Annotated in this window: 10 protein-coding genes; 9 read left to right on the forward strand and 1 reads right to left on the reverse strand. The window is 53.9% G+C overall.

The window, feature by feature from the left end; translation table 11 throughout:
- Positions 1–1,087, reverse strand: a 1,087-nt coding sequence (locus D5S03_RS05420; RefSeq protein ID WP_287042919.1) for a (Fe-S)-binding protein, incomplete at its 3' end; no start/stop codon positions are given.
- Positions 1,088–1,253: 166 nt separating this feature from the next.
- On the opposite strand from D5S03_RS05420, the gene ileS reads away from it, so the two are divergent.
- The 9 genes from ileS (at position 1,254) to D5S03_RS05465 (ending at position 9,760) form a co-directional block, all read left to right on the forward strand.
- Positions 1,254–4,067, forward strand: coding sequence for an isoleucine--tRNA ligase (ileS, locus tag D5S03_RS05425; RefSeq protein WP_287042920.1), 2,814 nt, complete (start codon positions 1,254–1,256; stop codon positions 4,065–4,067).
- A gap of 158 nt (positions 4,068–4,225) precedes the next feature.
- Positions 4,226–4,720, forward strand: a complete 495-nt coding sequence (gene lspA / locus D5S03_RS05430; RefSeq protein ID WP_287042921.1) for a signal peptidase II — start codon at positions 4,226–4,228, stop codon at positions 4,718–4,720.
- Positions 4,701–5,447: a prolipoprotein diacylglyceryl transferase gene (locus D5S03_RS05435; RefSeq protein WP_008869956.1), complete on the forward strand. Its 747-nt coding sequence runs from the start codon at positions 4,701–4,703 to the stop codon at positions 5,445–5,447. The genes lspA and D5S03_RS05435 overlap by 20 nt, the downstream gene beginning before the upstream one ends.
- Before the next feature lie 238 nt (positions 5,448–5,685).
- The gene (locus D5S03_RS05440; RefSeq protein WP_008869955.1) at positions 5,686–5,913 is read left to right on the forward strand and encodes a PLD nuclease N-terminal domain-containing protein; all 228 of its coding nucleotides are present in this window, start codon (positions 5,686–5,688) and stop codon (positions 5,911–5,913) included.
- On the forward strand, positions 5,907–6,785 hold the full coding sequence (ybgF, locus tag D5S03_RS05445) for a tol-pal system protein YbgF (RefSeq protein WP_008869954.1): 879 nt from the start codon (positions 5,907–5,909) through the stop codon (positions 6,783–6,785). Before D5S03_RS05440 ends, ybgF begins: the two co-directional genes overlap by 7 nt.
- 19 nt (positions 6,786–6,804) lie before the next feature.
- Positions 6,805–7,239, forward strand: a complete 435-nt coding sequence (locus tag D5S03_RS05450; protein WP_008869953.1) for an NIL domain-containing protein — start codon at positions 6,805–6,807, stop codon at positions 7,237–7,239.
- 23 nt (positions 7,240–7,262) lie between these two features.
- The gene (locus D5S03_RS05455) at positions 7,263–7,805 is read left to right on the forward strand and encodes a PilZ domain-containing protein (RefSeq protein ID WP_287042923.1); all 543 of its coding nucleotides are present in this window, start codon (positions 7,263–7,265) and stop codon (positions 7,803–7,805) included.
- On the forward strand, positions 7,792–8,520 hold the full coding sequence (locus D5S03_RS05460) for a hypothetical protein (RefSeq protein WP_287042924.1): 729 nt from the start codon (positions 7,792–7,794) through the stop codon (positions 8,518–8,520). Before D5S03_RS05455 ends, D5S03_RS05460 begins: the two co-directional genes overlap by 14 nt.
- 160 nt (positions 8,521–8,680) lie before the next feature.
- Positions 8,681–9,760 carry an OmpA family protein gene (locus D5S03_RS05465; RefSeq protein WP_287042926.1) on the forward strand — a complete coding sequence of 360 codons (1,080 nt, stop codon included), beginning with the start codon at positions 8,681–8,683 and terminating at the stop codon, positions 9,758–9,760.
- The last annotated feature ends 230 nt before the right edge of the window (positions 9,761–9,990 follow it).

Here is a 9,990-nt window from a genome sequence, read left to right on the forward strand (position 1 = left end):
CCCGGGGAGCGGTGGAGGCCAGCTGCATCATGCAGCCCGCGCATTCGGTAAGACACAGGTCTGATGCCTGGGGGGACAGATGCTCCCACAGGTCATGGGCCACCTGCAGGCTAAGCCTGGGTGCCTGCAGGCGAAAGGCTCCTCCCAGTCCGCAGCACTGCCCAGCCGGGACTTTTAGTCCATGCTTTTCTGCCCCGAGGATTTCCTGCAGGGCCGGGGCTGTTGCCTGTTCACCGTGGCAGGGCTCGTGCCAGATAAATTCCTGCGGGCCTGCATGGGGCAAAGGCTCCATGCTTAAATCCGGCAGAATGCTGGACAGGGAAAATGTGTTCCGGGCAAGCATGTGCATGGCAGCAGAAAGCTGTTCAGGGGAATCGTCTGAGGTCAGTCCGGCCCGGCAGGTGGCGCAGAAGGTGTACACCCGGGGCCTGCCCAGCTCCTGCCACATTTTTATGTTGGCCTGCATGCAGGCCTGCTTTTCCTGGAGAAATCCCGCCTGACCCAAAGGGAAGCCGCAGCATTTCCAGGCCGGGGTGGGCAGAACTTCCATGCCGGTGCTGCCGAGGATATGGACGGCCTTTTCTGTCAGATCCCGGCGCAGGTAACGTCCAAAGCATCCAGGAAAAATCACGGCCCGGCCCGAGTGCTTCCTGGAGACCCTGGTCTTGAAAAGCGGGGTTATGGAACTGCGGGGCGGGCTGAAAACCTTGGCGCTGCCGCCTTGGGGAAGCAGACGTCCACCAAGGTTTATCAGGGGCAGAAAAAAAGCACCGTTGGTAAGCATCCGGGAGAAAAGCCAGTTTTTCCAGCCCGGGTGCCTGCTCTTGAGACTGGAGATGAGCCGGGGCAGATCAATGCCCTGGGGGCAGACCCTGGTGCACCTGTTGCAGCCGGCGCAAAGTCCGGCCAGCTTTGATGCCTCTTTCAGGCTGATATCCTTGGAGGAAAAGTGCTGCACCAGGAAGGCCTTGCCCCTGGGGCTCAGTTCCTCGTGGGCAGTGACCTTGAACAGGGGGCAGACTTCCAGGCACCTGCCGCAAAGAATACAGGACGGGTGGTCTTTTTCCGGGCTTACTGGTATGTTCATGGTATGTGCAGGACCATATATAAAATCTTGACTTCAGCCCTGCAATGGTACAAAATTTTCGTTTATTTATCCTGAGATCAGGGTTATTTAAAAAATGTCCTTTTCATGCTGTATCAAATCTAATCCAACTGATACCTGGAAGCAAATAAAAAATAAAGGCAGACCCATGACCAACTACAAAAAGACTTTGAACCTCCCCCAGACAACTTTTCCCATGCGGGCCAACCTGACCCAGAATGAGCCCGGAACCCTGAAATTCTGGGAAGAAACAGACGCCTACAAACAGATGATCCAAGCGGGTGGGGAAGCACCCCGCTATGTCCTGCACGACGGTCCCCCATACGCCAACGGCAATATCCACATGGGCACGGCCATGAACAAAATCCTCAAGGATATAATCGTCAAATCCAAAAACTTTAACGGTTACCTGGCCGAATACGTCCCGGGATGGGACTGTCACGGCCTGCCCATAGAACACAAGGTGGACCAGCAGCTCCGGGCCAAGGGCAAGGAAGTCCCGCCCCTGACGGTACGCCGGCTGTGCCGTGAATACGCAACAAAGTACCTGGGGATTCAGCGCAAGGAATTCAAACGCCTGGGTGTCTTGGGAGTCTGGGATGATCCTTACCAGACCATGCATCCCCAATACGAGGCAGCCACGGCCAGGGAACTTGGGCGATTCATCCAGAACGGCCAGGTCATACGCGGCAAGAAGCCCATTTACTGGTGCATTGACTGCCGCACCGCACTGGCCGAGGCCGAGGTGGAATACGACCAGCATACCTCCCCCTCCATCTATGTGGCCTTTCCGGTAAAGGACACAGGCCTGCAGAAGATTTTTCCCCGGGTTGATCCGGATAAGACATACGCCCTCATCTGGACCACCACCCCCTGGACCCTGCCCGGCAACAAGGCCATAGCCGCCCATCCGGACCTGGAGTATTCCCTGGTGCAGGTGGACGGGGCATTTTATATCCTGGCCGGCGAACTGGTGGAAACCGCGGCCGGCATTTTCGGGTGGCAGGATTATACCGACATGGGCCGGGTCAGGGGAAGCGAGCTGGAGGGCCTGCAGGCCCGGCATCCTTTCCTGGAGCGCAGTTCTCCCTTTGTCCTGGCCGGGTACGTAAGCCTGGAAAGCGGTACAGGGCTTGTACACACTGCTCCAGGGCACGGGCGCGAGGACTATGAAACAGGCCTTAAATACGGCCTGGAAGTGCTGTCCCCCCTGGATGACCATGGCCGTTTCGATGATTCCGTGCCCTTTCTTACCGGCAAAAATGTTCATGAAGCCAATCCACTGGTTGTGTCCAGGCTTGAGGAACAGGGACTTCTTCCGGCACAAAAAAAGATGACCCATTCCTACCCCCACTGCTGGCGCTGCAAGCAGCCGGTAATTTTCCGGGCCACCACCCAGTGGTTTATCACCATGGAGGCCAATTCTCTGCGGCACAAGGCCCTGGAAGCCATCAAGGAGCAGGTGCAGTGGATTCCGGCCTGGGGACGGGAAAGAATCTACTCCATGATTGAGCACCGCCCGGACTGGTGCATCTCCAGGCAGAGGAACTGGGGGGTGCCCATTGTGGCCCTGATCTGCGGCAAATGCGATCATGCCTATACAGACCCGGAGTGGTTCTTTTCCATAGTGGAGCGCTTTGAAAAGCATGAGCGGGGCTGCGATTACTGGTTCGAGGCGGAACTGGAGGAAGTGGTTCCCCAGGGGCTCAGCTGCCCTGAATGCGGCTCGCAGGAGTGGCAGAAAGAGGATGATATCCTGGATGTGTGGTTTGATTCCGGGACCAGCTTTGCTGCAGTACTGGAAAAGCGCCCGGAATGCTCTTTTCCTGCGGATATGTATCTGGAGGGAACGGATCAGCACCGGGGATGGTTTCACAGTTCACTGCTGGCATCCATGGGAACCAGGGGCAGTCCTCCGTATAAAACTGTTCTCACCCACGGTTACGTGGTGGACGGGGAAGGCCGCAAGATGTCCAAGTCCATCGGCAACGTCATCGCCCCCCAGGAGATTATCGACAAGTACGGGGCCGAGATCCTGCGCATCTGGGTATCGGCCGTGGACTACCAGGAAGACGTGCGCATTTCCCAGGAGATCCTCACCCGGCTGGTGGATGCCTACCGCAGAATCAGAAACACCTGCCGCTATGTACTGAGCAATCTGTATGATTTTGACCCTCAAAAGGACATGGTGGATTTCGGGCGGATGCATCCCCTGGATCGCTATACCCTGCACCTGGTCATGGAAAAGGACCAGGCCATGCACAGGGCTTATGAGCGCTTTGAGTTTCACAAGGTTTATCACAACCTGCACAACCTTTGTGTGCTGGAGCTGTCGTCATTTTACCTGGATATCATCAAAGACAGGCTGTACGTCCCCGCACCAGAAAGCCTGGAGAGAAAATCGGCCCAGAGCGTTCTGTATCACGTACTGCAGGTGCTTCTTAAAAACATGCTGCCCATACTCAGCTTTACCGCTGAAGAGATATACCGCCACCTGCCGGAAAAGCTGCAGGGAGATTCGGATACAGTGTTCGGCTGGAGGCCCGCCCTTGATGGTGTGGGCCCCATTGAGCCGGAGGAAAAGGAACTCTGGGACATGGTGGGCCGCGTACGCCAGGAAGTGACCAGGGCCATAGAGCCTTTCAGGAAATCCAAGGAACTGGGGCATTCCCTGGACAGTCACGTGATACTCTACCTGGAAAAAGACAAGCTCAAACTACTTGCGCAAGTGCAGGAGCATTTAAGGGATGTGTTCATAGTGTCCAAGGCCGGGATCAGGCCTCTGGAAGAGGCCGGCCAGGACAGTATTGCCGCCCAGGAAGAGGAAGGCCTGCGCATAGAGGTCCGCAGGGCCCCGGGCAACAAATGTCCCCGCTGCTGGGTCTACAGCGAGGATCTGGGACCGGATGCGGATGCTGATGCAGTGTGCCCCAGGTGCAGCCAGGTAGTGGGCGGTGAATAATTGAGCTCAGACAGGCGCTCGACCCTTTCGGCCCTAAGGCACAGGGGGACTGTCCCCCGCTATGTACTGATTTTGACAAATGCAACCCGCTTGCGTTTGTATATGATTTGACTCAAGCAGGTAGCAGCTTGCGGGGACTGACCCCAAGGAGGTAGCAAGTGCCGGACAGATACAAGCTGGTTATAATTTTGTCTGCCGCCATCCTGGTGCTGGATCAGGTGACCAAGATATGGGTCGAGAGCAGCCTGGCTCTGGGAGAGACAAGAACTGTCATTCCGGGTTTTTTCAACTTAGTTTTTGTCCTCAACCCTGGTGCAGCCTTTGGATTTCTGGCGGACCTGGAAGGCAGCCTGAGGACCTATTTTTTCCTGGGGGCCACCGGTCTGGCTGTGGTGCTCATAATTCATCTGCTTAGAACGGTGCAGCGCCAGGATTATTATCTGTTCACAGCCCTGGGCCTTATCCTGGGCGGGGCCCTGGGGAACATGATTGACCGCATCCGGCTGGGTATGGTCATTGATTTTCTGGATTTTCACTTAGGCAGCCATCACTGGCCGGCTTTCAACGTTGCAGATATTGCAATCTCTGTTGGAGCGGTTCTGCTTATAGTCTCTTTTTACAAGAAAAAGCGCCATGAAGCCGATTCTGATTGATATAGGGGGCTTAAGCATCTATGCTTTCGGTGTTTTCATGGCCGCCGCCTATCTGCTGGCCATGGCCTGGGGCATGCGCGAGGCCGGGCGCAAAGGACTGGACCGGGGGATGGTCCTTGAATTCGGCTTTTATGTGCTCATAGCCGGGCTGGCCGGTTCCAGGCTTTTTTATTTTCTATTGTATCCAGGCGAGTTTGAAGGCTCCCTGATCAGGGTACTTACCTTCTGGGACGGAGGTCTGGTGCTCATAGGCGGCGGGATAACCGGGGCCGTAGCCCTCATGTTTTACCTGAGTCTTAAAAAGCAGGATATCAGGGCCTGGCTTGATGCCCTGGCCCCTGCCACCGCTCTGGGGCTGGTAGTGGGCTGGATGGGCTGCATGTTCGCCGGCTGCGGCTACGGCCGCCCCAGCCAAGTTCCCTGGGCGGTAACCTATACCCATCCCGATTCCCTTGGCCCGCTTTTTGTCAGTCTGCATCCGGCTCAACTGTACCATGCCCTGGCCTCCCTGGTAATCTTTATTGTACTTCTCGGCCTGCGGGGCAGACTGAAATCAAAAGGACAGGTTGCAGGACTTTTTCTGATGCTGTATGCTGTAAGCACCATGGCGGTGGATTTTTTCCGTTATGAATATGAAGCCATGCTGTGGATTTTCAGCCCTGTCCAGGCTGTGAGTATGGTCTTGCTGGTTGTGGGTCTGGCCCTTTTTGTGCATAAGAAAGCTTAACCATAACTGTTCAGGGCTTACAAGTAACTTCAAGCGTAGGTGTAATTTATTCAGCATGTTGCTGTCATACAAGTTTGTTATTTTATGTGTACAACAAGGACCGTTCCCCTCCTTGGTTAAGGAGGGGCTGGGGGTGGTTCGTTCTAAGGGATCACTTCCTTATTCAGGCTGCTCACAGGTTTGATTCCGGGCGTGCCCGGGTGAGACGCTTTTAACTCTCAAGTTACCAGGAATACTCATGTTTGAAATACCAGTAGTCGAGATTTTCAGGGCCAGCCCCTGGGCTTTATTGATACTTATTGTTCCCATTCTGCCCAATTTATGGGCCATCCTGCACATATTCCGCTGCGATTTCGATACAGCCCAGGAAAAACTGGCCTGGCTGGGCCTGTCCGTATTCATTCCCTTTATCGGGGGGCTTTTGTACCTTTTTGTGGGGCGAAGAAGAGGGACTAAAGTATGCTGATTGTCAAAACCTTTTTGCTCGCGGTGGCCGTCTTTGTTCTTAGTGCCTGCGTAACCGGGCAGTCAGGGGTTGACCGCATGCAGATGCAGATAAGAAACCTGGAGCGCCAGCAGCACGAGGACCGCCAGGAAATGGAACAGGAACTTGAGAGACACCAGGAAGAACTGGCTGCCGCCACAAAAGCCCTGGAAGAAAAGGTGGCCGAGGCCGGAGGCCCGGTACAGGCAAGCCAGGCCCACCTGTGGGCCGAGCTGGAATCCCTCCGGGTTCAAGTAGCCACCATGAGCGGCAACCTGGATGCACTGGAGAGGAAGGTATTCCGGATGGGAGAGGACCAGGATATTCCAGAAGAGGTCAAGGCCCTGCAGCAAAGGACACAAAAACTGGACAGGCACCTGCAGACCATGGCCAGCCAGCTGGGCGTGGATCTTCAGGACGAGGTGGAAACAGCGGCCATTTCCGATGATCCCGATCTTGAACCTGTCGGTGACCCCCAGACCGCCAGGGCCCTTTATCAGCGGGCTCTGGACTCGTTTTATGACCGGGAGTACGAGCGTGCCCAGTCATTGTGGGAAGAATTCGCTGAAAATTATCCCGAACATGACCTGATTTCCAATGCCTATTTCTGGCAGGGGGAGTCGTTTTATCAGATGCAGGAGTACGCCGAGGCCGCCCTGGCCTACCAGGAAGTCATTTCCAATTATCCTGACAGCAACAAGATTACCGCCAGCATGCTCAAACAGGGCATGTCCTTTATTGAGCTGGGCAGGGAGGAAGCCGGGCAGCTGGTGCTCAATGAGCTCCTGGAAGAGTACCCGGACAGCGCAGAAGCCAGAAGGGCCAGGGCTTTTATATCTGAAGAAGACCTGTAACCTGCAAAGAGTGTTGAATATGCAGACAGCTGAAGAATTTTCCAAGATAATTTCCCTGCACTTTTCGCCAGAAGTGGTGCGCAAGCCCATGATGTACAACCTGGCCAAGAAGTTTGACCTGACCTTTAATATCCTCAAGGCCAAAATCAGCCCCAGGGAAGAGGGGCATATGATCCTGGAGCTTTCCGGCGACCTTGAGGATTACAAAAAAGGGGTTTCATATCTGCAGGAGCACGGAATAAGTATCAGGGACGTGGCTCAGTCCATGACCCGGGACGAAAGCCTGTGCACTCACTGCGGGGTATGCACGGCCCTTTGTTTCAACAGGGCCCTCAGGTTAGATAAGGCTACCAGGAAGATACTCTTCGACGAAGACAAGTGTACCGCCTGCAGCAACTGCACCCGCATATGCCCGGTGGGGGCGATGCAGGTGGAATCCAACGGGGATTTCTGAGATTTAAGGAAGGGAGGCTATCCATGAAAACTCAGGACAGAAAATATTCCCGGGTGAATACGAGGATCAAGGCCTATATGCGCCGCACGGTCTTTGATGACTCCCTTCCCCTTTTCAGCAGCACCCTGGTGGGAGACACTGATGATCATGCAGTAAAAAATCTTTACGGCTCGCATCTGCCCAGGGAGCTTATCAATTTTCTGCAGCAGATGGATGAAAAGGTGAACATGATCTTAAGCCTCATCAACCGGGAGACCATCCAGGCTGACTTTCCCCTTCAGGGCGAGGTCCTGGAAATAAGCGGGGCCGGACTCAAATTTACTTCCCAGGAAGACTTTGAAGAAGGCGAGAGTATGGAAATGGTACTGCTTCTGTCCCAGGTCCCCTTGCGGATCGTAGGAATGGTGGGGCGTATCCACCGGTGTGAAAAAGTCAAGGGGGTGCCTGTCTGGGCGGTGCAGTACGCCAGCATTCGTGATGTGGACAGGGAAAAGATCGTCCAGTTCGTATTCCAGGAACAAAGAGAGCATATCCGGGGCAGAAAAAATGAAGATGAGCCGGGATAAATATCCGGCACTGGCTGAAAAGTACATGCTGGCAGGCGTGGGAGAGATGTTTTACGGGATGCTGCACAACCTGAACAACCATGTACAGGTCCTGGAGATGCAGCACTCCATGCTCGAGAGCAGGCTGGAATCAGGAAGCCAGGCTTTCTCTCAGGAGTATGCGGAAAAGATGCAGCGCCTGTCCAGGGAAATCTCGGGTCTGGCCGAAAATATGCAGACAAACTCTGAACATGTTTACTATACCAGAAAAGAACCGGCACAGGTAAATCTGGCCCAGTACGTGGACTGGATGCTGAAGTTCTGGCGCAACAACCTGCACTTCAAGCACAGGGTGAAATGCACTGCACAGGTAAAAAGTCTGGATATCAACCTGGAACTTCCCCCTTTTTGCTTGACTCTCTGCCTGGAACAGGGGATAAGAAATGCAGTGGAAGACTTCATGCTGCACTATCCAGAGCAGGATAGAGAAATGGTTCTGCATACAGCATCATTTGGAGAGCAAGGTGGATTATTACGGATTGTTTCGCAATCCGAATTGCGTGAACCGGACCCATGGAATGAAGGTTCCAGCAACAAGCCTGGTCATCTGGGCATGGGACTGCCTTTGGTGGAGTACATATGCAGCTGTATGGGATGGGAGGCTGCTATAGAAAGTAAGAATAATGAAACCTGTTTTGAACTCAAGATCCCCGAGAAAAAATCATACTGGCGCTGACCTGCTTTTTTTCTGCAGCCAGCTTGCATTTTTCAAAATTGAACTTATTTTCTCTGTTCAGCGCTTTCAGGAAAACAGGTGATAATCACAATGACAGATGCAAGCGCTGCCGAGATATGCTTTTAAAATTTAACCATTTAACTTCAAGGAGGCTTGGATTATGTTTAAACTGGGTGTGCGGTCATTTCTGCTTCTTTTTTTTGCTGCATCCCTGCTGGGAGCTCAGCATGCCCTGGCGGAGACCAGGACGATTATTGAGCCCAGGGCTGACAACTTTATTTTTTATGTGGACAACTCCGGATCCATGATGTTTGATTACGAGGAACTGGGAAAAGACAAGAGCTTGGTGGCCAGGGACACGCTTTTGCAGCTGAACCAGGACATCCCTGACCTGGACGTAAATTTTGGTGTATATACTTATGGTCCTTATGAAGAATACATGAGCCCGTCTTCCTATGATGAGTCCGCAGTAGCCGAAGCCTTTGAGTCCATTCCCGTGGAATTCGAAATTTTCGGACGCCGTACTCCCATGGGCCGTGATCTCATCCAGGTTTCGGATGAGCTGGCAGAGCTGCAGGGTGATATTGCCGTGATAGCTGTTACTGACGGGGAGTCCAATATAGGACCCAGACCCGGCCGGGTAATGGAAGAGATGTACCAGGAATACGGGGACAGGATCTGCTTTCATTTCATCAGCCTTGCCCAGAGTGATGCTGAAAGAAGTAATGTGCAGGATTGGGCCGGAATCAACCCCTGTTCAGTAAAAATCGATGCTGACGAACTGCAGAAGGAGTTTGTGCGCGCCGACTTTATACGCGAAGTTTTCTACACTGAACGTGAGGAAACCGTCACTCCCGCTCCTGAACCGGAGCCTGAACCTGCTCCTGAAGTTGAGCCCGAGGAAGAGGTTATTGTTTTCTCCAACATCCAGTTTGACTTTGACAGCGCAGCCATCAAGGATGAATACGCCGAGATCCTGAATGAAGCCGCCAGGCAGATCCAGGACCGCACCGACCCCCACGTGGTGGTCGAAGGCCATACCTGCAACATCGGCCCGGAAGATTACAACATGGAACTGTCCCAGAGACGGGCTGACTCTGTGGCGGATTATCTTGTGGAACAGGGCGTTGACGAAGATGCCATCGATACCGAGGCCCATGGCTTGACCAGGCCTGAGTTTGACAACGATACCAGGGAAGGACGCCAGCTCAACCGGCGTGTTGAAATGCGTCTGGAATAAGCAGTAACGGCCCGGCAGCCCATGGTTGACCGGGCCTTTTTCTTATAAGCAGCGGCGTTACTGATAGTAAACATTCAGGGGATGCCTGAATCACGCCTCTGGCGTGACTAGGGGACAGTCCCCGCGACACCTTTTACGCACAATTACAAAAATTACAGACGCGAAGTTTTGTGTACAAACACAGCCGATACTTAGCGGGGGACAGTCCCCAGGCCTCGTGCCAGTAATCA

The sequence above is a fragment of the Desulfonatronospira sp. MSAO_Bac3 genome (genome assembly GCF_003838035.1).
GTDB classification, from domain to species: Bacteria; Desulfobacterota; Desulfovibrionia; order Desulfovibrionales; family Desulfonatronovibrionaceae; genus Desulfonatronospira; species Desulfonatronospira thiodismutans.

Coding starts and splice junctions, on each gene's coding strand:
- ileS (WP_287042920.1), top strand. CDS start 1,254: ATGACCAACTACAAAAAGACTTTGAACCTCCCCCAGACAACTTTTCCC.
- D5S03_RS05435 (WP_008869956.1), top strand. CDS start 4,701: ATGAAGCCGATTCTGATTGATATAGGGGGCTTAAGCATCTATGCTTTC.
- D5S03_RS05440 (WP_008869955.1), top strand. CDS start 5,686: ATGTTTGAAATACCAGTAGTCGAGATTTTCAGGGCCAGCCCCTGGGCT.
- ybgF (WP_008869954.1), top strand. CDS start 5,907: ATGCTGATTGTCAAAACCTTTTTGCTCGCGGTGGCCGTCTTTGTTCTT.
- D5S03_RS05450 (WP_008869953.1), top strand. CDS start 6,805: ATGCAGACAGCTGAAGAATTTTCCAAGATAATTTCCCTGCACTTTTCG.
- D5S03_RS05455 (WP_287042923.1), top strand. CDS start 7,263: ATGAAAACTCAGGACAGAAAATATTCCCGGGTGAATACGAGGATCAAG.
- D5S03_RS05460 (WP_287042924.1), top strand. CDS start 7,792: ATGAGCCGGGATAAATATCCGGCACTGGCTGAAAAGTACATGCTGGCA.
- D5S03_RS05465 (WP_287042926.1), top strand. CDS start 8,681: ATGTTTAAACTGGGTGTGCGGTCATTTCTGCTTCTTTTTTTTGCTGCA.